This window comes from Serratia sp. CY37869, assembly GCF_052168895.1.
Taxonomy (GTDB): domain Bacteria; phylum Pseudomonadota; class Gammaproteobacteria; order Enterobacterales; family Enterobacteriaceae; genus Serratia; species Serratia ureilytica.
This window is the reverse complement of sequence record NZ_JBJNLU010000005.1, coordinates 189,168-212,455: the sequence shown is the minus strand read 5'-3', so window position 1 is coordinate 212,455 and position 23,288 is coordinate 189,168. Positions and strand designations below refer to the sequence as shown.

General features: G+C 59.2%; 21 protein-coding genes. 11 read left to right on the top strand and 10 right to left on the bottom strand.

All coding sequences use genetic code 11. The annotated features are described in order from the left end of the window. Positions 1-113: 113 nt before the first annotated feature. From ACJ8J1_RS22480 to ACJ8J1_RS22470, 3 genes are all read right to left on the bottom strand, one after another. The gene (locus tag ACJ8J1_RS22480) at positions 114-776 is read right to left on the bottom strand and encodes an OmpA family lipoprotein (RefSeq protein ID WP_033645129.1); all 663 of its coding nucleotides are present in this window, start codon (positions 774-776) and stop codon (positions 114-116) included. 248 nt (positions 777-1,024) lie between these two features. Then, entirely contained in the window at positions 1,025-1,477 is a 453-nt protein-coding gene (locus tag ACJ8J1_RS22475; RefSeq protein ID WP_033645128.1) for an N-acetyltransferase, read from the bottom strand. Next, on the bottom strand, positions 1,474-2,040 hold the full coding sequence (locus tag ACJ8J1_RS22470; RefSeq protein WP_033645127.1) for a DNA-3-methyladenine glycosylase I: 567 nt from the start codon (positions 2,038-2,040) through the stop codon (positions 1,474-1,476). The genes ACJ8J1_RS22475 and ACJ8J1_RS22470 overlap by 4 nt, the downstream gene beginning before the upstream one ends. A 197-nt stretch (positions 2,041-2,237) precedes the next feature. Here ACJ8J1_RS22470 and ACJ8J1_RS22465 point away from each other — a divergent pair, with 197 nt between their 5' ends. Both ACJ8J1_RS22465 and ACJ8J1_RS22460 read left to right on the top strand, forming a co-directional pair. After that, on the top strand, positions 2,238-4,226 hold the full coding sequence (locus ACJ8J1_RS22465; protein WP_033645126.1) for an autotransporter domain-containing esterase: 1,989 nt from the start codon (positions 2,238-2,240) through the stop codon (positions 4,224-4,226). A 591-nt stretch (positions 4,227-4,817) separates the two neighbouring features. Further along, positions 4,818-5,564, top strand: a complete 747-nt coding sequence (locus ACJ8J1_RS22460) for a helix-turn-helix transcriptional regulator (protein WP_033645125.1) — start codon at positions 4,818-4,820, stop codon at positions 5,562-5,564. On the opposite strand, the gene ACJ8J1_RS22455 is transcribed toward ACJ8J1_RS22460, so the two are convergent. Then, complete coding sequence (locus ACJ8J1_RS22455) at positions 5,511-6,185, bottom strand: acyl-homoserine-lactone synthase (RefSeq protein ID WP_033645124.1); 675 nt, start codon at positions 6,183-6,185, stop codon at positions 5,511-5,513. The two genes, ACJ8J1_RS22460 and ACJ8J1_RS22455, sit on opposite strands and share 54 nt — an antisense overlap. Before the next feature lie 474 nt (positions 6,186-6,659). Here ACJ8J1_RS22455 and glyQ point away from each other — a divergent pair, with 474 nt between their 5' ends. Continuing rightward, positions 6,660-7,577 carry a glycine--tRNA ligase subunit alpha gene (glyQ, locus tag ACJ8J1_RS22450; protein WP_004933966.1) on the top strand — a complete coding sequence of 306 codons (918 nt, stop codon included), beginning with the start codon at positions 6,660-6,662 and terminating at the stop codon, positions 7,575-7,577. 9 nt (positions 7,578-7,586) lie between these two features. Further along, a complete protein-coding gene (glyS, locus tag ACJ8J1_RS22445) occupies positions 7,587-9,656 on the top strand; it encodes a glycine--tRNA ligase subunit beta (RefSeq protein ID WP_033645123.1) in 2,070 nt (689 codons plus the stop codon). Between the two features lie 40 nt (positions 9,657-9,696). On the opposite strand, the gene ACJ8J1_RS22440 is transcribed toward glyS, so the two are convergent. After that, entirely contained in the window at positions 9,697-10,353 is a 657-nt protein-coding gene (locus ACJ8J1_RS22440) for a Fic family protein (RefSeq protein WP_228287433.1), read from the bottom strand. A 156-nt stretch (positions 10,354-10,509) separates the two neighbouring features. Between ACJ8J1_RS22440 and ACJ8J1_RS22435 the strand changes: the two genes are divergently transcribed. From ACJ8J1_RS22435 to ACJ8J1_RS22420, 4 genes are all read left to right on the top strand, one after another. Then, positions 10,510-11,229 carry a DUF3053 domain-containing protein gene (locus ACJ8J1_RS22435; RefSeq protein ID WP_025304780.1) on the top strand — a complete coding sequence of 240 codons (720 nt, stop codon included), beginning with the start codon at positions 10,510-10,512 and terminating at the stop codon, positions 11,227-11,229. Between the two features lie 542 nt (positions 11,230-11,771). Next, positions 11,772-13,685, top strand: a complete 1,914-nt coding sequence (locus ACJ8J1_RS22430) for a PTS mannitol transporter subunit IICBA (RefSeq protein ID WP_033645122.1) — start codon at positions 11,772-11,774, stop codon at positions 13,683-13,685. A 58-nt stretch (positions 13,686-13,743) separates the two neighbouring features. Beyond that, positions 13,744-14,889 carry a mannitol-1-phosphate 5-dehydrogenase gene (locus ACJ8J1_RS22425; protein WP_033645121.1) on the top strand — a complete coding sequence of 382 codons (1,146 nt, stop codon included), beginning with the start codon at positions 13,744-13,746 and terminating at the stop codon, positions 14,887-14,889. Between the two features lie 94 nt (positions 14,890-14,983). Then, positions 14,984-15,535, top strand: coding sequence for an MltR family transcriptional regulator (locus tag ACJ8J1_RS22420; RefSeq protein ID WP_016929575.1), 552 nt, complete (start codon positions 14,984-14,986; stop codon positions 15,533-15,535). On the opposite strand, the gene ACJ8J1_RS22415 is transcribed toward ACJ8J1_RS22420, so the two are convergent. Beyond that, positions 15,532-16,140 (bottom strand): LysE family translocator, encoded by a 609-nt coding sequence (locus ACJ8J1_RS22415; RefSeq protein WP_060660109.1) that lies wholly within the window; start codon positions 16,138-16,140, stop codon positions 15,532-15,534. The two genes, ACJ8J1_RS22420 and ACJ8J1_RS22415, sit on opposite strands and share 4 nt — an antisense overlap. A gap of 148 nt (positions 16,141-16,288) precedes the next feature. Between ACJ8J1_RS22415 and ACJ8J1_RS22410 the strand changes: the two genes are divergently transcribed. Both ACJ8J1_RS22410 and ACJ8J1_RS22405 read left to right on the top strand, forming a co-directional pair. Continuing rightward, positions 16,289-17,755 carry an aminotransferase-like domain-containing protein gene (locus ACJ8J1_RS22410; protein WP_033645119.1) on the top strand — a complete coding sequence of 489 codons (1,467 nt, stop codon included), beginning with the start codon at positions 16,289-16,291 and terminating at the stop codon, positions 17,753-17,755. A 73-nt stretch (positions 17,756-17,828) separates the two neighbouring features. Continuing rightward, positions 17,829-18,191: a YibL family ribosome-associated protein gene (locus tag ACJ8J1_RS22405; RefSeq protein WP_021504152.1), complete on the top strand. Its 363-nt coding sequence runs from the start codon at positions 17,829-17,831 to the stop codon at positions 18,189-18,191. Between the two features lie 11 nt (positions 18,192-18,202). On the opposite strand, the gene ACJ8J1_RS22400 is transcribed toward ACJ8J1_RS22405, so the two are convergent. Together ACJ8J1_RS22400 and yiiM are read right to left on the bottom strand one after the other, a co-directional pair. Next, entirely contained in the window at positions 18,203-18,982 is a 780-nt protein-coding gene (locus ACJ8J1_RS22400) for a class I SAM-dependent methyltransferase (protein ID WP_033645118.1), read from the bottom strand. Positions 18,983-19,084: 102 nt separating this feature from the next. Next, complete coding sequence (yiiM, locus tag ACJ8J1_RS22395) at positions 19,085-19,756, bottom strand: 6-hydroxyaminopurine reductase (RefSeq protein ID WP_033645117.1); 672 nt, start codon at positions 19,754-19,756, stop codon at positions 19,085-19,087. A 131-nt stretch (positions 19,757-19,887) separates the two neighbouring features. Here yiiM and ACJ8J1_RS22390 point away from each other — a divergent pair, with 131 nt between their 5' ends. Next, complete coding sequence (locus ACJ8J1_RS22390; protein ID WP_031299772.1) at positions 19,888-20,502, top strand: histidine phosphatase family protein; 615 nt, start codon at positions 19,888-19,890, stop codon at positions 20,500-20,502. A gap of 32 nt (positions 20,503-20,534) precedes the next feature. Here the strand turns inward: ACJ8J1_RS22390 and ACJ8J1_RS22385 are convergent, their stop codons facing one another. Both ACJ8J1_RS22385 and sodA read right to left on the bottom strand, forming a co-directional pair. Beyond that, positions 20,535-22,463: a methyl-accepting chemotaxis protein gene (locus ACJ8J1_RS22385; RefSeq protein ID WP_033645116.1), complete on the bottom strand. Its 1,929-nt coding sequence runs from the start codon at positions 22,461-22,463 to the stop codon at positions 20,535-20,537. 125 nt (positions 22,464-22,588) lie between these two features. Continuing rightward, positions 22,589-23,209 (bottom strand): superoxide dismutase [Mn], encoded by a 621-nt coding sequence (gene sodA, locus ACJ8J1_RS22380; protein ID WP_004934003.1) that lies wholly within the window; start codon positions 23,207-23,209, stop codon positions 22,589-22,591. Positions 23,210-23,288: the final 79 nt, after the last annotated feature.

Sequence of the window (23,288 nt, the reverse complement as noted above, 5' to 3'; positions counted from 1 at the left end):
CCTGCGGTTAATTGCCAAGGAGACTACCATACCCGGCGTGCGGGCGGGAATGTTGAAGGATAAGGAGAAAATCGCAGGGAAGCGGCGGGGCGCCGGTGGCGCCCCGCGCGGGATTATTGCAGCGGGCTGAGGGTGATCTCGACGCGGCGGTTTTGCGCCTTGCCTTCCGCGGTGCTGTTGGACGCGATCGGGTTGTCCGGGCCGGCACCGGCGGTGCGGATACGGTTCGCCGCCACGCCCTGGGTGATCAGCGCGCTGGCTACGCCATCGGCGCGCTGCTGCGACAGGTTCATGTTGAGCGAACGGGAACCGGTGCTGTCGGTGTAGCCGATGACGTTGACTGCGGTTTTCGGATACTCTTTCAGCACCATGGCGACGCCGGTCAGGGTATTGGCGCCCGCCGGTTTCAGCGTGGCGCTGCTGCTGTCGAAGGTCACGTTGTTCGGCATGTTCAGCACGATGTTGTCGCCCTGACGGGTGACGCTGACGCCGGTGCCTTTCATCTTGTCGCGCAGTTTGGCTTCCTGCACGTCCATGTAATAGCCAGCGCCGCCGCCGAGCGCCGCACCGGCCGCCGCGCCGATCAGCGCGCCCTTGCCGCGATCTTTCTTGGAAGAGGACAGTACGCCGACGCCGGCGCCCAGTGCGGCCCCGAGGCCCGCGCCGATGCCGGACTTGCCGACTTCGGATTCGCCGGTGTAAGGGTTGGTGGTACAGGCCGACAGCGTGAGCGCGACGCTCACTGCGCCGGCAATAATTGCAATGCGTTTTTTCATGTTCTTGTCCTTAATGGCATCAATATCTGTACGCGCCGGCCCAACACGGGGGCGCAAAAAAGTAGGCGACGCAGGTGGGGCCCGCATCACCGCGCTACTATGACGCGTTGGCTCGCCGGCAGTTCCGGAGAAAAACGTGACAAATGATGAGCGCGGGTAAGTGCTGGGGGAGTTATGCGACAAAACGCCGGGCGGCGCCATGCAGCGGATTCCTAATTGCGCGCCGCCAGGGCGCGAATGCGCCTTTTTTAACCGTAACCGGTTGAATTCTCGATTGCCGGCCAGTTCATGATCAGCGTATAGGCCTGGGTTTCGTCGTTAAACAGGCGCTGCGTCACCTGAAAACCGTGCTTGTGGTAAAACGCGCAGGCGCGCAGGTTTTGCTGATAAACCTCCAGGCTGAGCCGGCGGTAGCGCTGCTGCACGTGCGTCATCAGCGCCCGGGCTACGCCGCGGCCGTGATACGCCCGATCGACAAACAGCGCGCCGATGAACTGTTCGTCCAGCACGCTGATAAAGCCGACGATCTCGTTTTCATGCCAGCAGGCCCAGCTCTGCGCGCGCGGCAGGTAATTTTCCCGCACCAGTGCGGCGCTTTCACGCCAGTATTTTTCCGCCACGAACGGATGGGCGGCGATGGTGCTGGGCAGCCACAGCGCCATCAGCCGATCGATATCCGCCGGGCCACAGGGGCGGATCACCGTGGCCTTGGGTAGCACATGCACCCCGTGAGATGATCGTTCACCAGCCCGCTGGCCTGCATGAAGGCGTAACAGATGGTGGAGCCGATAAACTTGAAGCCGCGCTTTTTCAACGCCTTGGACATGGCGTCGGACTGCTCAGTTTTGGCCGGAACCTGGTTCAGCGCCTGCCAGCGGTTGAGCTGTGGCCGGCCGCCGACGAAGTCCCATATGAAGGTGACGAAATTCTCGCCGGCCGCCTCCATCGCCAGATAGGCTTTGGCGTTAGTGATGATGGCTTCTATCTTGCCGCGGTGACGGATGATGCCGCTGTCTTGCAGCAGCCTTTCCACGTCTTGTTCGGTCATGGCGGCGACCCGCTGCGGATCGAAATCATGGAAGGCGCGGCGGTAGTTCTCGCGCTTTTTCAGCACGGTGATCCAGGAAAGACCGGCCTGTTGTCCCTCCAGACACAGCATTTCAAACAGCTCGCGCGCGTCGGTGGTGGGCGTGCCCCATTCCTTGTCGTGATACTCGAGATACAACGGATCGGCCGTCACCCAACCGCAACGTTCTTCTGCCATCCTGAATGTCCTTATGCTGTATTTATGAACAGTAATCATCGCTCGAAGCGGTGAACTTGGCAAGCCTCTGATTGTTTTGTCAGCAGCCCCGCTTGACGTGACGAAAAAGCCGACAATAGTTACTACATGGCCGGTGGAAAACCGGCCAACGATAAAAACGACATTGCCTTCATTTGCAGGCTCTCAGGAGTCGATTCATGCCTCTAAAAATAACATGCATGCCCCGCCCGGCGGCGCTTGCAGTGGCGTTACTTTGCAGTGTGACCCTTCCGGTTCAGGCGTATGACCAACTCTACGTCTTTGGCGACAGCCTGAGTGATACCGGCAACAACGGCCGGTTCACCTATGACGGCAGTCAGCACCTGCTGTACGACGAAGCGTTGGCGCAACGCATCGGTGCGGCGCTGGTGGCCTCGGACAACGGCGGTGAAAACTACGCCGCCGGCGGCGCCGTGGCGGTGCCGGGCCTGAACCCGGTCGACAACACCCAGGATCAGGTGCAGCGCTACCTGAATCGGGTTAACGGCCAGGCCGATGGCGACGGTTTGTATATTCACTGGATTGGCGGTAACGATTTGGCGGCGGCGGCGTTGAACGCCGCTACCGCGCCCGGCGTGGCCTATAACAGCGCCGCGGCCGCCGCCGCGCAGGTGCATTCGCTGCTGAACGCCGGCGCCGGCACGGTGATCGTGCCGACGGTGCCGAACATCGGCTCCACGCCGCAGCTGATGGAGCTAATCATTCAGCAGGCGCTGCCGCCGGTACAGGGGGCGGCGATTCAGGCGGCCTATGCCACGCTCAATTCGGTGGCTACCCCGGACAACGCTTCGCGCACGCAGGCGATCCACGCGGCGTTGGCCGCCGCGGCGAAGCAGGGCAGCGCGATCCCTCAGGTGCAGCAGGCGATCGCCGCCCAGCTTGTGGCGGCGTATGACAGCCTGAGCGCGCAGGCCGCTCAGCTGACCGATTTCTATAATCAAAGCGAAGACCGTTTGCTGGCGCAGGGGGGCGGCAATATCGTGCGGGTGGACGTGAACAAGCTGTTCGCAGAAGCGATCGCCAATCCGGCGCAGTTCGGCTTCGCCAACACGGCCGGCATGGCTTGTCCGGCGGGCGTTTCCTCGGCGGTTTGCCGTTCCGACATGCCCGGCTTCGACGCCGGCCAGTCCTATCTGTTCTCCGACCATTTCCACCCCAGCCCGCAGGCGCACCTGCTGATTGCGGATTATATCCAGGCGGTGTTGGATGGCCCGGCGCAGGTGGTGGCGCTGAATCAGGCGACGGCAGCGATGGCGCGTGACAGCCGCGCCACGCTCGATAGCCGTTTCCAGCAGCTGCGCAACGGCGACAATCCGCAGGGCTCGCTGGGCGTGTTCGGCGGCTACGCAGGCCAGCACTATGACTATGCCGATAACCGGGCGGCGGGGGATGGCAACGCCACCACCCACAACCTGACCGTCGGCGTGGACTATCAACTGACCGACAGCTGGTTGATCGGTGCGTTGATCGCCGGTTCCAACGACGATCAGCATCCTTCCAGCCGCTATGACTACAAGGCGCGTGGGGTGCTGCTGTCGGCCTTCAGTTCGCTGGCCATATTCGAGCAGGGATGGGTCAATGCCGATCTGCACTATGCGACGATGGATTATGACGACATCCGCCGCAGCATGCGGTTGGGGCCGCTGACGCGCACCGAAACCGGTTCGACCTCCGGCAAGCAGTGGGGCGCGCGCGTGACCGCCGGCTATGACTTCCCTATCGCTGCTTACCTCACCACCGGGCCGGTGGCGCAGTTCGCCTGGGATTACAGCCATGTGTCCGGCTACAGCGAAGACGGTGATGACAGCACCGCCATGCGCTTCAACGATCAAACCTATCATTCGCAGATCGGCGCGTTGGGCTGGCGGTTGGATACGCAATTCGGCGTGTTTAACCCCTATGCGGAAGTGAGTTATCAGCATCAGTTCGGCGATGACGTCTACCGCGCCGGCGGCGGCCTGAAATCGACGCAAACCTCATTTACTCGCGACAGTGCGGGTCAGGACAAAAACTGGGTGGATGTCACGCTGGGGGCCAACATGCCGTTGACGGATAGAGTGTCGGCCTTCGCCACCGTCTCGCAAACCGGCGGCCTGAGCAGCGGCGAGCAGTTTATGTATAACGTCGGCGTCAGCGCGCGCTTCTGAGAACTCTTGGGAGAGGATAGAGCCTGTGACGGCGAGATGGCGAGGCGATGTGGGCGGATGAGACTGTACTTTAGTACAACTATCATTTATCGCTGAAAGTTCTTATCGTTATTGCATAACGATAAAATACAGCGCTACAAAAAAAAACTGATCCTATAAAGGATCAGGTAGCCACTTGGCCAACACCAGGGAAAATTTTGGTTATTATTGTATATCCAAATCTTCACTGTCAATGGCTTTTTCCCTTCATCATCGGATGCGGGGCGTTTTCGCCTGCCTGTCTGGCCCCTCTCATCTTCAACGCGACAGAACGCTTTTGTCAGATGCATGTCATGATGCCGAGTTGTTATGATTTTGTTTTCTTTGTGTTTCTTTGCCGGATAATGCCCTCTGCCGCCCCTTCTTCAGCGACGCGCTTATTTCTCGATTAAATTAATTTCCCCTCCGAAATTATTTTAATTGACTCTTTAAAACGCCTGTTGATTATTAACGCTTCCTATTATGCCTGTCGGTTTAATTTACTTGGCGGCGCAACCGGGTTATACTCTTCTCAGTTTTATAGTGATGTTATTTCTTGAAGAGGATTGGTGAGTGTCTAACTTTTTTTTCAATAATGAAACCATTAATGCCTCTATAAAAGAAGAGTTGGAACGCGGGCTGAGCAAATACAATAATATAAAATATGCCTATGCTATAATGAATAAAAGAAATCCGACTAGCTTTTCAATCATTTCCAATAGAACGGAGTGGTTCGAGTTTTATATCAAAAATAACTATCAGTTTATTGATCCCGTTTTGATTACCGCATCGCATAGAATCACCCCGTTTACCTGGGATAAAGATTTGGAAATTGGCGCAGGATTAAAATTGCCAAAGATTTTTGATATGGCCAAGAACTACAATATTATTAATGGGTATACTTTCGTCTTGCACGATCATCATCATAATCTGGTGGTGTTATCCATTATGTTGGATAAGCATTGTGATGCGGATGTTGAACAGCAGATTGACAATAATAAGGCCGAAATTCAAATGCTGCTGATTACCATGCACGGAAAAATGACGGCGCTCTACCAGGAAATGAGCACGCCTGCTGACTTTGAAAAAATGAACCAGCGGGAGTTTTTCTCCAAGCGTGAAAATGAGATCATCTACTGGGCGAGCTTAGGTAAATCCTATCAAGAAATTGCCCTTATCCTGGGAATAAAACTCACCACCGTAAAATATCACATCGGCAACGCCGTCAAAAAGCTTGGCGTCACCAATGCCAAACATGCCATCAGGTTAGGTGTGGAGCTGCAGCTCATCCGGCCGCTTCTCGCTGACTCGGAAGGATAATGGCCAGGAATCCAACGGGTTATCCCACTTTGTGGCGTGTTGGTTGATGCGCGCCAGCAATCTGTTCCGGTTGACATCGTCTATCGGCAGATAGATCAGATAAATATTTTTATTCTTTTCGGAGCATCCGGTTTTTACCACCGAGATATGCCAGCCGGAGCGTTGGAAAATAATGCGCATCGGGTGACTGATAATGGCGTATATGCCTTCGTAGCCGCAGCTTCTTGCATAGTTTATCATCGACAGGAAAAGCATGGTGCTAATTGGCGCTTGATGGAGTTGAAGTGCTTGAATGCGCGCCTTGTCTATAAATAATCTGCTGGCTTCAACGTAATTCCCTTCGGGGAGTTTTATATCGTTAAAGTAATTGTCGAATACGCCATCGCTGATCATGTTTGGGTATTTCGTTTCGATAAATCGCAAGCTGCAAATGACGTGATCTTGGTAGGTGCCGAAAATATAGGTGGCGTGACGGTTGTCGTATTCGTCAAACTCCATGTTATTTTCGCAATTAACGAGCCAGTCTAAACGGTCTTTAAACGTTTTTTTTCTTAAAGAGAATAGTTCTTTCGATCTGTTATCTGGCAGCAAATTATAGTCTACGTCAAAGAGCTCTATCATTTTCAATCTTTTTCCTAAGCGACTTAAATGGCTTTTTAGCTGCGGCTGTTATTTGTTCTTGTTATACTACCAGAGTCACTATGGCAAGTAAATTTCAGTCGATGCCGCGTCGGTAAGAATAAAGTAAATATATAACACTGAGTTATGTTTTTTTTCATTCCATTCACTTATTTGAATATTGTTCAACACGCCTGTTGTTTGTCGAAGAAGCCTCAAGCTGCCGGTAGTGGAAGCATGCGGGGGATGAATCGGCGTTTCTCTAAAGCCAGCCGATACCCGAGCCTGCGAAAGCGGTGCGGTACCTCGCCTTCTGCGGCGCCGATGCTGCCGACGGTTTTCTTGGCCGACGGGTGAAAATCCAGCGCTTCTTGCCCCGATTCGCACTTGTTGCCGGATTCTGGCTGTATATCTTACGGTCAAAGGGTATACTGGCGCATTCCATATAAATCCACTTGTATCGCGTGCGAATTCAACATGCAAAAGTTTGATACCAAGACCTTCCAGGGCCTGATCCTGACACTGCAGGATTATTGGGCGCGCCAGGGCTGCACCATCGTTCAACCATTGGACATGGAAGTCGGCGCGGGAACCTCACACCCGATGACGTGCCTGCGCGCACTGGGGCCGGAGCCGATGGCCGCCGCTTATGTGCAGCCATCCCGTCGCCCGACCGACGGCCGCTACGGCGAAAACCCGAACCGTCTGCAGCACTACTATCAGTTCCAGGTGGTGATTAAGCCATCGCCGGACAACATTCAGGAACTCTACCTGGGCTCGCTGAAAGAGCTGGGTCTGGATCCGACTATCCACGACATCCGCTTCGTGGAAGACAACTGGGAAAACCCGACGCTCGGCGCCTGGGGCCTGGGTTGGGAAGTGTGGCTGAACGGCATGGAAGTGACGCAGTTCACCTACTTCCAGCAGGTCGGCGGCCTGGAGTGCAAGCCGGTGACCGGCGAGATCACCTATGGCCTGGAGCGTCTGGCGATGTATATCCAGGGCGTGGACAGCGTGTACGATCTGGTGTGGAGCAACGGCCCGCTGGGCGTCACCACCTACGGCGACGTGTTCCATCAGAACGAAGTGGAGCAGTCCACCTACAACTTCGAATACGCCGACGTCGACTTCCTGTTCTCCTGCTTCGAGCAGTACGAGAAAGAAGCCCAATCGCTGCTGGCGCTGGAAAAACCGCTGCCGCTGCCGGCCTACGAACGCATCCTGAAGGCGGGCCATACCTTCAACCTGCTGGACGCGCGCAAGGCGATTTCGGTGACCGAGCGTCAACGCTACATTCTGCGCATCCGCACGCTGACCAAAGCCGTTGCCGAAGCCTACTACGCTTCCCGCGAAGCGCTGGGCTTCCCGATGTGCAACAAGAAGAACGAGAACTAAGAGGCAGCCATGACTCAACAGACTTTCCTGGTGGAAATCGGCACGGAAGAGCTGCCGCCGAAGGCTCTTCGTTCCCTGGCGGAATCTTTCGCCGCCAACTTCACCGCCGAGCTGGACAACGCCGGCCTGGAACACGGTGACGTGAGCTGGTTCGCCGCACCGCGCCGTCTGGCGCTGAAAGTGGCCAACCTGAGCGCGGCGCAGGCCGATCGCGAAATTGAAAAACGCGGCCCGGCGATCGCTCAGGCGTTCGACGCCGAAGGCAAACCGAGCAAAGCGGCCGAAGGCTGGGCGCGCGGCTGCGGCATCACCGTCGATCAGGCGGAGCGCCTGGTGACCGACAAGGGCGAGTGGTTGATGTACCGCGCCCATGTCAAAGGCCAGTCGGCGCAACAACTGCTGGCCGGCATGGTCAGCACCGCGCTCGGCAAGCTGCCGATCCCGAAACTGATGCGCTGGGGCGATTCCGACGTGCAGTTCGTGCGTCCGGTGCACACCGTCACGATGCTGCTGGGCGCCGATCTGATCCCGGGCACCGTGCTGGGCATCGAATCCGCGCGCACCGTGCGCGGCCACCGCTTCATGGGCGAAGCCGAGTTCACCCTCGACAATGCAGACCAATACCCGCAGATCCTGCTGGAGCGCGGCAAAGTGGTCGCTGACTACGAAGCGCGCAAAGCCCTTATCAAACGCGACGCCGAACTGGCGGCGCAGAAGATCGGCGGCAAGGCCGATCTGAGCGACAGCCTGCTGGAAGAAGTGGCCTCGCTGGTGGAATGGCCGGTGGTGCTGACCGCCAAATTCGAAGAGAAATTCCTGGCGGTGCCGGCGGAAGCGCTGGTGTACACCATGAAGGGCGACCAGAAGTATTTCCCGGTGTACGACGCCGCAGGCAAACTGCTGCCTAACTTTATCTTCGTGGCCAACATCGAGTCGAAAGACCCGCAGCAGATCATCTCCGGCAACGAGAAGGTGGTGCGTCCGCGTTTGGCCGACGCCGAGTTCTTCTTCAACACCGACCGCAAAAAACGTCTGGAAGACAACCTGCCGCGCCTGGAAACCGTGCTGTTCCAACAGCAGCTGGGCACCCTGCGCGACAAAACCGATCGCATCCAGGCGCTGGCGGGCTGGGTTGCCGGCCAGATTGGCGCTGACGTCAACCACGCCACCCGTGCTGGCCTGTTGTCGAAGTGTGACCTGATGACCAACATGGTGTTCGAATTCACCGACACCCAGGGCGTGATGGGCATGCATTATGCGCGCCACGACGGTGAGGCGGAAGACGTCGCCGTTGCGCTGAACGAGCAGTATCAGCCGCGCTACGCCGGTGATGCGCTGCCGCAGTCGCTGGTGGCCTGCTCGCTGGCGATCGCCGACAAGATGGACACCCTGGCCGGCATCTTCGGCATCGGGCAGCATCCGAAGGGCGATAAAGATCCGTTCGCGCTGCGCCGCGCCGCGCTGGGCGTGTTGCGCATCATCGTCGAGAAAAACCTGCCGCTGGATCTGCAGACTCTGACCGAAGAGGCCGTGCGCCTGTACGGCAGCAAGTTGACCAATGCCAAGGTGGTCGACGACGTGGTGGAATTCATGCTGGGTCGTTTCCGCGCCTGGTATCAGGAAGAAGGCCACGCGGTCGATACCATTCAGGCGGTGCTGGCGCGCCGTCCGACCAAACCGGCCGACTTCGACGCGCGCGTCAAGGCGGTATCCCATTTCCGTACGCTGGACGAGGCGGCGGCATTGGCTGCGGCCAACAAACGCGTCTCCAACATTCTGGCCAAGTCTACCGAAACGCTGAACGACAGCGTGCGCGCCTCGGTGCTGAAGGATGCGGCGGAGATCCAGCTGGCGACTCACCTGGTGGTGCTGCGCGACAAGCTGCAGCCGTATTTCGCGGCGGGCAACTACCAGGAAGCGCTGGTGGAACTGGCCGCGCTGCGTGAGCCGGTGGATGCGTTCTTCGACAACGTGATGGTGATGGCGGACGATGCGGAAGTGCGCGTTAACCGTCTGACGCTGCTGAGCAAACTGCGTGAGCTGTTCCTGCAGGTGGCGGATATCTCCGTGCTGCAGTAAGCGGTTCTTTGCTGTGAAAAGGCGCCTGCGGGCGCCTTTTTTATGGTTGGCGTAACAGTCTGATACCGGCAGCAGTCAAGCGATAGCGTTGTAAACGGCTCTTGGGTTTATCCGGTAGCGTCATTTCAATCCAACCCGCATTCAAGGCCGGCTGTAGATAGCGCTCGCGGAAAGATTTTCGATCTTGCAACTGTAGAACATTCTGAAGCGTTTCTCGCGACATCTCCCCTTGCAGCGCCGCTAGCAAGTCAGCGACTTGGGGGGTGACTTGGGGGGTGACTTGGGGGGTAATGCTCAGCTCAAGCGCTTTTAGAATCATTTCCAGCATGAATTCAACGAAGGGTGAGCAATCGGTCTTTTGGTTGCTGGCATTCAGCGCCTGGTAATATCCGGGCTGGTTATCATGTACCAGGCTCTCAACCGGCACGTTGGCGAACAACGGATCCCAGCGTGACAAAATCAGCGTTTGCCACAACCGTCCCATACGGCCGTTTCCATCGGCAAAGGGATGGATAAATTCGAATTCATAGTGAAATACACAGCTGCCGATCAGCGGTGGCAGGTCGGTTTGTTGCAGCCAGATGAGCAATTGACGGATTAGCAACGGTACGCGTTCCGCCGGTGGAGCCATATGGATCACAACATTGCCGTTCATCACGCCGACGCCGCTTTGACGATAGCGGCCAGCATCAGGCAGTACGCCGTTTTCAACCGCCCGGCCGAGACAATGTTCACCGCAAGCGGAATCGCGTATCGGAACGCCGCCAGTTGATCTATTCTTATAGGCGCACGGAGTGCGGAAAAAGGGGCGGAGTCCAATGAAAAAGCAGGTTTATAACAGGAGTTATGTCACATGGCGGTAGGGATCCAGAGCAGAGGTTTCGCGCGTTGGTTGGCACCGGTATTGGCATTGTTGGTGGTCATGCAATTGACCGCCTGCGGCGATAAAGAGCCGGAACAGCGCAAAGCATTTATCGATTACTTACAGAATACCGTGATGCGCAGCGGGGCGAATATCCCCACGCTGAGCGAAGATCAGAAGCAGAAGTTCGGCAACTATGCCGGCGATTACGCGATATTGGTCGGCTTTTCGCAGCAGTTGTCTAAATCGGTCGGCGCCAGCCTGACCCCGGCGCTGGATCAGATTAACCAGATCCGCACCGCGCAGGACTACCTGAACAAACGCGACGCGCTGCAGCAATCGGTCGGGGCGTTGAACCTGTTGGGCCAGCAGATCCAGTCGGCCAAATCGCAGGCGGATACTGCCCACGCGGCGCTGAAGCAGCCTGACGATCTGAAGGCGGTGTACAACCAGGCCTATGACAAGATAGTCACCGCCCCGGCCAACGCCTTGATGCCGGCGATCCCGACTACCGCCAGCTTTGTGCAGGATCTGGTGCAGGTCGGCGACTTCCTGCAGAGCCAGGGCAATCAGGTCAGCTTCAACAACAACGGCGTGCAGTTCCGCACTGCGCAGCAGGTGGCGCAATACAACACCATGATGTCGAATCTGGTGGCTAAGCAGCAGAACCTGATGAATGCGCAGAAAACCATTCAAAGCGTGACGCAATAATAACGCGTCCAGGCGCGAAACAGGCCGGCATTGCCGGCCTGTTTTATTTCCCCTCAGCGTTTCCAATCGCTTGCTGGCTTATTGCGCAGGCTTCTGTACTACACTTCAATTAATCCATTCATTAGGCAATGTAGTTTTCTTTCATTCATCAATTCGCTAGTTCCCGGCGGGATGAGTGCTCACAGGGAAGATCAAACAGAGCGTTGCGATCGGCGCTGCAGCTAAAAATAAATTGTGACTAATGTCACAATTCAAAAACAAAACGCCAATTTAAAAATGTGATCATAGTCACTTTATTGGGGGTTTTGTGGCGACTTTTTTCTCACTGTGCTTTTTTTACACGCCATAAATGTGATCTTAGTCACTATAAAGGGTGGTTTATTGGGGTGTTGTGTGTGATTTGTATCACAAAAAATCCGTGAAGTTCGCGTGACAAAAACAGCGTGATAGAGTCCGTTTCGCATACAGCGGCAACACGGCTGGATCGTCACAACAATAATCACGCGCTCTATTGTCAGCGCGTAACAATAGGGGTGTGTTTTATGTTTTCACCAGACATCAAGGTTAAAGTGCAAAACTTTGGCCGCTTCCTGAGCAACATGGTGATGCCCAACATCGGCGCCTTTATCGCCTGGGGGATTATCACCGCGCTATTCATTCCAACCGGCTGGCTGCCGAATGAGACCTTGGCTAAGCTGGTAGGCCCGATGATCACCTACCTGCTGCCGCTGCTGATCGGCTACACCGGCGGGCGGCTGGTGGGCGGCGATCGCGGCGGCGTGGTCGGCGCCATCACCACCATGGGCGTCATCGTCGGCGCCGACATGCCGATGTTCCTCGGCGCGATGATCGCCGGCCCGCTGGGCGGTTGGGCCATCAAGCGTTTCGATCGCTGGGTGGACGGCAAGATCAAAAGCGGCTTTGAAATGCTGGTGAACAACTTCTCCGCCGGCATCATCGGCATGCTGCTGGCGATCCTGGCCTTCCTGGGCATCGGGCCGCTGGTGGAGGTGCTTTCCAAGCTGCTGGCGGCGGGCGTGCACGTGATGGTGACGAACAACCTGCTGCCATTGGCGTCCATTTTCGTTGAACCGGCGAAAATCCTGTTCCTGAACAACGCCATCAACCACGGCATCTTCTCGCCGCTGGGTATTCAGCAGGCCACGGAAGCCGGCAAATCGGTGTTCTTCCTGATAGAAGCCAACCCAGGTCCGGGCATGGGCGTGCTGATGGCCTACATGTTCTTTGGCCGCGGCAGCGCCAAGCAATCCGCCGGCGGTGCGGCGATCATTCACTTCCTGGGCGGCATCCACGAAATCTACTTCCCCTACGTGCTGATGAACCCACGCTTGCTGCTGGCGGTGATCCTGGGCGGCATGACCGGCGTCTTTACCCTGACGATGCTGAACGGCGGCCTGGTTTCTCCGGCTTCCCCGGGTTCGATTTTGGCGGTGCTGGCGATGACGCCGAAAGGCGCTTACTTCGCCAACATTGCGGCGGTATGCGCAGCCTTCGCCGTCTCCTTCGTGGTATCCGCTTTCCTGCTGAAAACCTCCAAGGTGAAAGAGGATGACGATCTGGAAGCTGCGACCCGTCGCATGCAAGAGATGAAATCGCAGTCCAAAGGCGGCGCGGCGGCATCGGTCGACGGCGATCTGAGCACCGTGCGCAAAATCATCGTCGCCTGCGATGCGGGCATGGGTTCCAGCGCCATGGGCGCCGGGGTGCTGCGCAAGAAAGTGGCCGACGCCGGGCTGAAGAACATCTCGGTGACCAACAGCGCCATCAACAGCCTGCCGGACGACGTGGATCTGGTGATCACCCACCGCGATCTGACCGAGCGCGCGATGCGCCACGCGCCGCAGGCCCAGCACATCTCGCTGACCAACTTCCTCGACAGCAAGCTGTACAGCGATCTGGTCGAGCGTTTGGTGGCGGTCAACAAAACCACCGACAACCAGCAGAAGGTGCTGGGCGCGCTGGACGACAGCTTTGAAGCCGGGGAACCGAACCTGTTCAAGCTGAGCGAGAGCAACGTGTTCCTCAACCTGCAGGCCAGCGACAAAGAGCAGGCGATCCGCTTCGCCGGCGAGCAGCTGGTGAAGGGCGGCTACGTCGAGGCGGAATACGTGCCGGCGATGCTGGAGCGCGAAAAGCTCACCTCCACTTACCTGGGCGAATCGATCGCCGTGCCGCACGGCACCATCGAGGCCAAAGACCGGGTGCTGCGCACCGGCGTGGTGTTCTGTCAGTACCCACAGGGCGTGCGCTTCGGCGATGAAGAGGATGAAGTGGCCCGTCTGGTGATCGGCATCGCCGCGCGCAACAACGAGCATATTCAGGTGATCACCAGCCTGACCAACGCGCTGGATGACGAGAGCGTGATCGAGCGGCTGGCGAATACCACCAGCGTTCAGGAAGTGCTGGACCTGCTCGGCGGCAAAAAAGCCGGATAACGGAATCATTTTAAAGGGTGCAGCTTGCTGCACCCTTCGACATTAAGAAGGTAGAGTTATGAAAGCATTACATTTTGGCGCAGGGAATATCGGCCGTGGTTTTATCGGCAAGCTGCTGGCGGACGCGGGGGTTGAGGTGACCTTCGCCGACGTCAATCAAACGGTGCTGGATCTGCTGACCAGCCGAAAAAGCTACTCGGTGCACGTGGTGGGCGAGCAAGAGCGCGTGGAGCGCGTCAACAACGTCAGCGCCGTCAACAGCGGCAGCGAGGCCGCGGCGGCGCTGATCGCCGAGGCGGATCTGGTGACCACCGCCGTGGGTCCGCAAATTCTCGCCAAAATCGCCGGCACGATCGCCAAAGGGCTGGTGCTGCGCCATCAGCAGGGCAATGTGCAGCCGCTGAACATCATCGCCTGCGAGAACATGGTGCGCGGCACCAGCCAGCTGAAGCAGCACGTGTTCGCCGCGCTGCCGCAGGACGAGCAGGCATGGGTTGAACAGCACGTCGGCTTCGTCGATTCGGCGGTCGACCGCATCGTGCCGCCGGCGGACAGTAGCGATCCGCTGGAAGTGACGGTGGAAACCTTCAGCGAATGGATCGTCGATCAGACGCAGTTTAAAGGCCAGCCTCCGGCGATCGCCGGCATGGAACTGACCGACAACCTGATGGCGTTCGTCGAGCGCAAGCTGTTCACCCTCAACACCGGCCACGCCATCACCGCCTACCTCGGCCAACAGGCCGGGCTGCAAACCATTCGCGACGCCATTCTCGACCCGGCGATCCGCCGCGTGGTGAAAGGGGCGATGGAAGAGAGCGGCGCGGTGCTGATCAAGCGCTACGGCTTCGACGCCGACAAGCACGCCGCCTACATCAACAAAATCCTCGGCCGCTTTGAAAATCCGTATCTGCACGACGACGTCGAGCGCGTAGGGCGCCAGCCGCTGCGCAAACTGAGCGCCGGCGATCGCCTGATCAAACCGCTGCTGGGCACGCTGGAATACGGCCTGCCGCATGCCAACCTGATCCAGGGCATCGCCGCCGCCATGAGCTACCGCAGCGAACAGGATCCGCAGGCGCAGGAACTGGCGGAACTGCTGAACACGCTCGGGCCGAAAGCCGCGCTGGCGCAAATTTCCGGCCTGCCGGCGGAAAGCGAGGTTGTAGAAGAGGCCGTTGCTGTGTATAACGCCATGCACAAGTAGAATCGTGATGATGAACACCCGAGCGCAGCTTGCTGCGCTCCTGGAACCCGAGTTCGGCATCGACGGCCCTCCCCACGCCTTTCGAAAAGCGACGATGGAAGAAGCACAGGCATTTGAAAACCAGGTTCTGGAAAAGCTGAACGCGGGCAAAACGGTGCGCAGCTTCCTGATCGCGGCGGTAGAGCTGCTGGCGGAAGCGCTCAACGTGCTGGTGGTGCAGGTATTCCGCAAGGACGACTATGCGGTGAAATACGCCGTCGAACCGCTATTGTCCGGCAGCGGCCCGCTGGGGGAGCTGTCGGTACGCCTGAAGCTGATGTACGGGCTGGGGGTGATCTCCCGCCACGAATATGAAGACGCCGAACTGCTGATGGCGATGCGCGAAGAGCTGAACCACGACGGTTCGGAATACCGCTTCGTCGACGACGAAATCCTCGGGCCGTTCGGCGAGCTGCACTGCGTGGCCGCGCTGCCGCCGGTGCCGACCTTCCTGCAGCCGGGCGAGGCGGATGAAGCGCTGATCGCCATGCAGCGCCAGCGCTATCAGCAGATGGTGCGCTCCACCATGGTGCTGTCCATTACCGACCTGATCGCCGGCATCGGCGCCAAACAACCTTCCCGACTTTCTCCTCTCGGCCGCGGCTAAGCGAAGGCCGCGCGCCATTCGTCGAACAGCAACCACAGCGCGGTGGCGGCCATCAGCCCGGACATCACGCCGTTGAAGGCGCGCAGTTTCCAGGTGACCCGCAGCGCGTTGCGCAACCGGTCGCCCAACACCGCCCACAGCAGCACGCACGGCAAGTTCAGCAGCGCGAAACCGGCGATGATAGACAGCGTATGGACGAAAGTGGCGCCTTCGCGCGGGGTGAACAGGATCGCCACGTTGATCACCATCAGCCAGGCCTTGGGGTTGATTGCCTGAAACAGCGCGCCGCTGAGCAGGCTCATCGGCTGCGCCTGTTCTTTGGCGTCCGGCGAGGCCGCCTGAAACAGCTTCCATGACAGCCACAGCAGATAGGCGCAGCCGATCACCGCCAGCGGCAGGCGGATGACGCCGGCCCAGCTCAGCGCCAGCGCCAGCAGCGGGATAATGATCGCCAGCTGTACCGCACAACCGACGCAGATGCCGAACAGCATCGGCAGGGTGCGGCGCAGGCCGAAGTTAACGCCCGACGAGGCCAGCAGCAGGTTGTTGGGGCCGGGAGTGATCGACATGACGGTGACGTAGCTGACAAAGGCGGAGTCCAGCATGGCAGGTTCCTTGAACGTGAAAATGACGGTAATAACGAGAGGATCAGCATAATCGCTGCGATGGGATGGTGACAGAATCACAAATCGGATATTGTCATGGTTACAGTTGTATGAAATGTAAACTGTACCCATTGCCTGGAGAGAAACTGTGACCTTGCTCGATGAAACCCCGGATACCCGTTACCTGCAGCTGGCGGATACGCTGGCCGAAGCCATTCGCCGCGGCACGCTGCAGCCCGGCGACCGCTTGCCTTCGGTGCGGCGCTGTGCGCAAACCCATCGGGTCAGCATCAATACCGTGGTGTCGGCTTACCGCACGCTGGAGGATCGCGGGCTGATCGAAGCGCGGCCGCAGTCGGGGTTTTATGTCCGCAGCACGCTGCCGGCGCTGAAGATGGCCTCGGCGCCCAGCGGCCGCATCGAGCCGCCGGCGGACGACGTGCTGGCGTTGATCGATACGGTGTTCGCCGCCCAGCAGAACCCGGCCTTCACCAACATTGCGCTGGCCTGCCCGCAGACCAGCGATTTCTATCCCGGCGGCAAACTGGGGCGCATGCTGTCTTCCCAACTGCGCCGCCAGCCGGGTCTGATCGGACAATATCCGTTGCCGCCCGGCAGCCTGCGGCTGCGTCAGCAGATCGCCCGCCGCTCAATGACGCTCGGCATGCTGTTGGAGCCGGGCGACGTGGTGTTGACCCATGGCTGCATGGAGGCGCTGCAGCTGGCGCTGCGCGTCACCACCAAACCGGGCGACTGTGTCGGGCTGGAGTCACCGACCTACTTTTATCTGCTGCCGCTGCTGGCCAGCCTGGGGCTGAAAGCGCTGGAAATCCCTACCGATCCCCAGCTGGGGCTGTCGCTGGACGCGCTGGAGCTGCTGCTGAACGAGAAGCGGCTGAATGCGGTGATCGCCATGCCGACGGTGCAAAACCCGCTGGGTTGCACCATGCCGCTGGCGGCGAAAAAGCGGCTGGCGCGGCTGATGAACGATCATCAGGTGCCGTTGATTGAAGATGGGTTGTATGCCGAGATCCAGTTCGGCGGCGCGCTGTCGCCGGCGGTGAAGGCGTTCGATCGCGACGGCTGGGTGCTGTTTTGCTCCAGCTTTACCAAAACGCTGGCGCCGGATTTTCGCGTCGGCTGGATCTGCGGCGGCCGTTTTCACGAGGCGTTGCGCAAGCTGAAGGCGGTGTCGTCGATGTCCGAGTCGCAGCTGCTGTCGGAAACGCTGGCGACCTTCCTGGAGAGCGGCGGCTACGATCACCATTTGCGCAACCTGCGCAAGCGCTATGCGGCGCAGGTCGACGAGGCGAGGGCGCTGATCGCCCGGCATTTCCCGCGCGGCACGCTGGCCACGCAGCCGGCGGGCGGCTTCGTGTTCTGGGTCGAATTCCCTCCCGGCGTGGACAGCGTGGCGCTGTTCCATCAGCTGCTGGAGGAGCAGATCTGTTTGACGCCGGGCACCCTGTATTCCCCGAGCGGGCGCTACCGCAACGCGCTGCGGCTCTCCTGCTGCTACCCGTTCAACGCGCGCTACACCCAGGCGCTGGCTCGGCTCGGCGCCAGGGCCTGCGAGATGAGCGGCCTGCCGCCCGGCATTGCGCAGGGCGGGTAACGGCGCGCGCCTTTTGCTACAATGCCGGTATCATTGATTAGCGTGCCATTTTGGGCACAACGGGCCAGAGACCATGAAAGAGAAAGAAAAGGCAGAGATCAAGCGCCTGAGCGACCTGCTGGACGCCTTGAACCACAAAGACGCCACCGTGATCCAACAGGGCAACCCTGAGTTGATCGCGCAGCACACCAAAGAGAAAGAGAAACTGGCGACGGAGATCGAGCGCCTGAAAAACGTGCGCGGCGAGAAGCTGAGCGCCGAAGCGCAGAAGCTGAGCCAGCTGCCGTTCAGCCGCGAGATCACCAAGAAAGAGCAGGCCGATATGGGCGCGCTGAAGAAAAGCGCGCGCGGGCTGATCGTCGTGCACCCGATGACCGCGCTGGGCCGCGAGATGGGCCTGAAAGCGGTCACCGGCTACGCCAAGAAAGCGTTCTGAATCCCCGGGCGTCAGACCTTGGTGGTGAAATACGCCTTGGTCTGATAGGGCACGGTGACCGTGTCCTTGCCCCGCAGTTCCTCTTCTTCCGCCACCAGTTGGCGCAACCGATCGATAACCTGCTCCTGTTGCGGCTGCGGCAGCGCGGCGATAAAGCTGGTTGAACGCACGCGGTTGTAGATCACGTCCTCCACCGCGCCGCGGTGGCCGAGCATAAACACCTGCTCCTGCAGCGGTTCAAAGCCTTTGAACGGGAAGAGTTTGCGCCATTCGCCGGTATAGAAACGCGGCGCATCGCCTTCGTGGCTATCGACGATCTGATTCAGTTTACGCACCCAACCGACGCGCGCATCGCGCATGTTCCACACCAGGCCGAGTTTGCCGCCGGGCTTGAGAATGCGCTGGATTTCCGCCAGCGCCTGCGGCGTGGCGAACCAGTGGAAGGACTGGGCGCACACCACGGCATCCATCGACTCGTCCGGTAGCGGGATCGCGTCGGCGGTGCCCGCCAGCGTTTTCACCTGCGGCAGCGCCGCCGACAGTTTTTCCAGCATTTGCGGCACCGGTTCGACGGCGATCACCTGCGCGCCGGTTTCCAGCAGGCGCGGGGTGAACTTGCCGGTGCCGGCGCCGAGATCGATGACCGTCATGCCGGCGTGCAGGCCGATGACGTCACGCAGCCAGGCGGCGATTTCCGGCGGGTAATCCGGCCGGCCTTTCACATAGCGATCGGCATTGGCCTGATAGCCCTCGGCGGCGGCGTGATGAATCGAATGGGTCGGGGTGGTCATATACCTGGCTCCTGGCTGAAAAAACGTGCGGCTACAGTATAGGCGGAAGAAAAGGGTTAACGCGGCATTCGGCGCACGTTTTTCATTTTTCCGCCCGCGCTTTCAATGGCCGAGCAGGCGGCGGTTGAAATCCTCAAGGCGCCCTTCGGCGAGCCGAGTGAGCATGGTCTTGCTCCAGCTGGCGGAGAGGCCGGCCACCGCCAACAGGCGGCGATACTGTTCCGCATCGAACGGCATGTGCCAGGCGATGGCGATGGCTTCGGCCACCGACACATCGCTGTTGCGCGCCGCCAGCGCCAGCGGACGATCGCCGCTGACCGCGCCCGGCGACACCACCCGATACAGCCAGCCGCAGCGGCCGCTTTGCTGCATCAGCACCGAAATGTCCTCGATGGCGAAGTGATAATTGAGCTTGAAACACGGCGAGCGCGGCTGGGTGACCTGGATCAGCGCCTCGCCCCAGCGGAAGATGTCGCCCATAAACACATTGTGTTCGGTCAGCCCTTCGGTGGAGATATTCTCGCCGAAGGCCGGGGCGCAAAATTGCTCGGCCTGCGCCGGAAACTGCTCGCGCCAGTGGGCATAATGCTCGCGCGGGTAGTGGCACAGCGCGCGGTCCGGCCCGCCGTGGTAGCTTTTTTCGGCCTGTTCGTCGCCTTCCAGGCCGAGCGGCGTGAGCCGGATGGCGCCATCCACCTGGCGTTTGGCGATGGCGCTGGGGCGCCCGCCTTCATAGGGTTGGATGCTGCCGATGTAAACGTCTGGGTGATGCATGTGCGCCTCCGTGTCTCGCGTCGAGGGCTCAGCATAGCCTGAGTTGTTCTCGTACACTACCCGGCATTTACCTGTACGGAAGGATGTGTTTTTCCTGTCTATATTTAGGCTTTTATCGTCGAGAAAAAACCATGCGTTTCATTGTATTGAGGCATGCGGAGTCAGAATGGAACCGCTCGGGGATTATTCAGGGGCGAAGTGACAGTCCGCTGACAGAAGAGGGGCGACGTCAAATCGCTGGGCTTGGCGCTCGCTTGCAAATGTTATCGGTCACTTTGTTGATCAGTTCACCGGCTGGTCGGGCTTTTACGACAGCGGAGACGTTGGCTGAGAGATGTGGCTGCACTGTGCAAATGGATGAGCGTTTGCAGGAGCAAGATTTTGGCCGACTGGAAGGATTATCTTATGCGCAGGCCATGCGCGATTATCCAGAAGCGACGCAGTGCCTCTTTGCCGGTAAGGCAGAGGCGTCGGCTCCGGGAGGGGAGAATGCTTATGAGGTTGCCTGGCGCCTGATGGCTTGTCTGTCCGATCTGGCTGTCGATGGACAAAATCAAACGCTTGGTGTTGTTACGCACGGCCATGCTCTGCAGGCACTGATTTGGTGGCTTAAAGGGGCCGACCCGCAGGAGGACCTCCGCAGATACGGTCATCGCAATTGCGGCTACGCAATGCTTGATGCGACCGCCTCTGGTTTTAACTTGTTGAATTGGGGAGTCGCGACCCACCTGTTGCCACAAAGATAGGGCGAGGAACGGATATTCCTCGCCTGAGGGCGTCAGAAGGTGGTCCAGTTCTCTTCCGCTGCGGCGTTGGCGGCCGCGGGTTTTACGGCTGGCGCTTTCTGCGCAGCGGCTTTCACGGCGGCGGGTTCGGTCTGCTCCGCCAAACGGAACACCGAAACGCTCTGCAACAGCATGTCGGCCTGCTCTTCCAGTGAATCGGCGGCGGCGGCGGACTCTTCCACCAGCGCGGCGTTCTGCTGAGTGGTATGGTCCATTTCGACGATCGCCTGGCCAATCTGGGCGATGCCGCGCGTCTGTTCATCGGAGGCGGCGGCGATCTCGGCCATGATGTCGCGCACGTGGGTAACCGAGCGGACGATCTGCTCCATGGTATTGCCGGTGCTTTCCACCAGTTCGGTGCCGGTTTTCACCCGGCTGACCGATTCGGCGATCAGCCCTTCGATCTCCTTCGCCGCCTGGGCGCTGCGGCTCGCCAGGCTGCGCACTTCGCTGGCGACCACCGAGAAGCCGCGTCCCTGTTCGCCGGCGCGCGCCGCTTCCACCGCGGCGTTGAGCGCCAGGATGTTGGTCTGGAAGGCAATACCGTTGATCAGGGTGGTAATTTCTGCGATACGCTGCGAACTGCTGGAAATATCGCGCATGGTGCTGACCACGTTCTCCACCAGCTTGCCGCCCTGTTGCGCGGTCTGCGAGGCGTCGGTGGCCAGCTGATTGGCATGATGGGCGTTGTCGGCGTTCTGTTTCACCGTGGCGGTCAGCTGTTCCATGCTGGCGGCGGTTTCCTCGACCGCCGCCGCCTGCTGCTCGGTGCGGGAAGAGAGATCGGTGTTGCCGGCGGCGATTTCCGCCGAGGCGGTGGAGACCTGGCTGACCCCCATCTGGATCTTCTCAATCATGGTGCGCAGATTTTGGCTCATCGCCGCCACCGCGTTCAGCAACTGCCCCAACTCATCGCGGCGGGTGCTGGTCTGCGCCTGGCGCAGATCGCCGCTGGCGATGCGTTCCGCCATCGCCAGCGTACTTTGCAGCGGACGGGTGATCTGCAGCGTGATGCGCCAGGCGATAAGCACTCCGGCGATAATCGCGATCAGGGTGGTGATGCCCATCTGCAGCTGCGCCAGGTTGATGTTGCTGCGCGTCTGCGCCAATTCGTCCTGCATAAAGGCGTTCACCAGCGTGCCGATCTCATGCGCGCGTTCACCGAGCTGTCGGCTGATCTGCTGCTCGTGCTCATAGGCCGGCAGGTAGGCCGCGATACGGTTTTTGTAATCGTCCAGGGCAGCCAGCAGCGGTTGCAGCTGCGGGCGCTGCGCGTCGCTGACCCGGCGGCTCAAGGCGTTGGCCGCGTCGCGCGCGTCGTCGATGGCCGCCATCAGCGGCGCTTCGGTTTCCTTGTTCAGGCTCAGCAGCAGACCGCGCGCGCCGTAGCGCACCTGGGTCAGCTTCTGGTTCAGCTGGATGAAGGCCAACTGCAGATCGCCGTTGGTGAGCTGGCGCTCCACTTGGCTCAGGCTGGCCTGCACTTCCGACATGTTCCAGCTCTGGCGCACCGCGTCTTTCGCCGAGACCGCCTGCTCAAAGATTTTTTGCTGTTGCTGATATTCCCCAATCAGCGTCACCAGACGCTGCAGATCCTTGCGGCTTTGGGCGTCCCAGTCCAACGTCTGGCCCTGGTCTATCAGTTTGACGGCGTTATCGATATTGGCGCGGTTGTTCTGCAGATACTCCGGCTGGTAGGTCTGGCCGTACATGGCGCGGTTGTATTTGGCCTGGTTGATCTCCTCGTTCAGCCGGTTGCTGAAGTCGATGCGATCGGCGCGGGATTCGATGATGTGCAGGTATTGCGCCCCGGTGCCGGCGATGACGACCGCCAACAGCAGCAACAGCGCGAAACCGAAGCCGAGCTTTTTACCTACGGTGAGATGGGTGAACTTTCCTGCCAATGCTTGCAATGCCGCCATAGCGTTTTTCCTTCTCCGGGCGAACGTCAATTGAACAAACCATCGGCAAGAAGTGGTCAAACTTTAGCGGATTTCAGGCAAAAAAATACCCGCCGGTGGCGGGCATCTTCATCAACGGGGGCGAATTACTTCTTCGCGGCGAAGCGTGCGGCGGCTTCGTCCCAGTTGACCACGTTCCAGAACGCCTTGATGTAGTCAGGGCGTTTGTTCTGGTATTTCAGGTAGTAAGCGTGTTCCCACACGTCCAGGCCGATGATTGGGAAACCGGAAGCGCCGGCGACGGCTTCGCCCATCAGCGGGCTGTCCTGGTTAGCGGTAGACACTACGGCCAGTTTGCCGTCTTTCAGCACCAGCCAGGCCCAACCGGAACCGAAGCGGGTGGCTGCGGCTTTCTCGAACTCTTCCTGGAATTTCTCAACGCTGCCGAAATCGCGCTCGATGGCCGCTTTCAGATCGCCGCCCAGCGTGGTGCCGGTTTTCAGGTTTTTCCAGAAGAAGCTGTGGTTGGCGTGGCCGCCGGCGTTGTTGCGCATGAAGGTGCGTTTGTCGGCAGGCACTTTATCCAGATCCTGGATCAGCTCTTCAACGCTGTATTTGGCCAGCTCAGGGTAGGCTTCCAGCACGGTGTTGGCGTTGTTGACGTAGGTCTGATGGTGTTTGGTGTGATGGATTTCCATCGTCTGCTTGTCGAAATGCGGTTCCAGTGCGTCGTAAGCGTACGGCAGGGATGGCAGTGAATAACTCATAATCATCATCTCCAGTGGTGTATGGGCGGCGCAAAGGGCGAGCACCGCGTAAGCAGTCGGATCATTATAGTTAATTAAA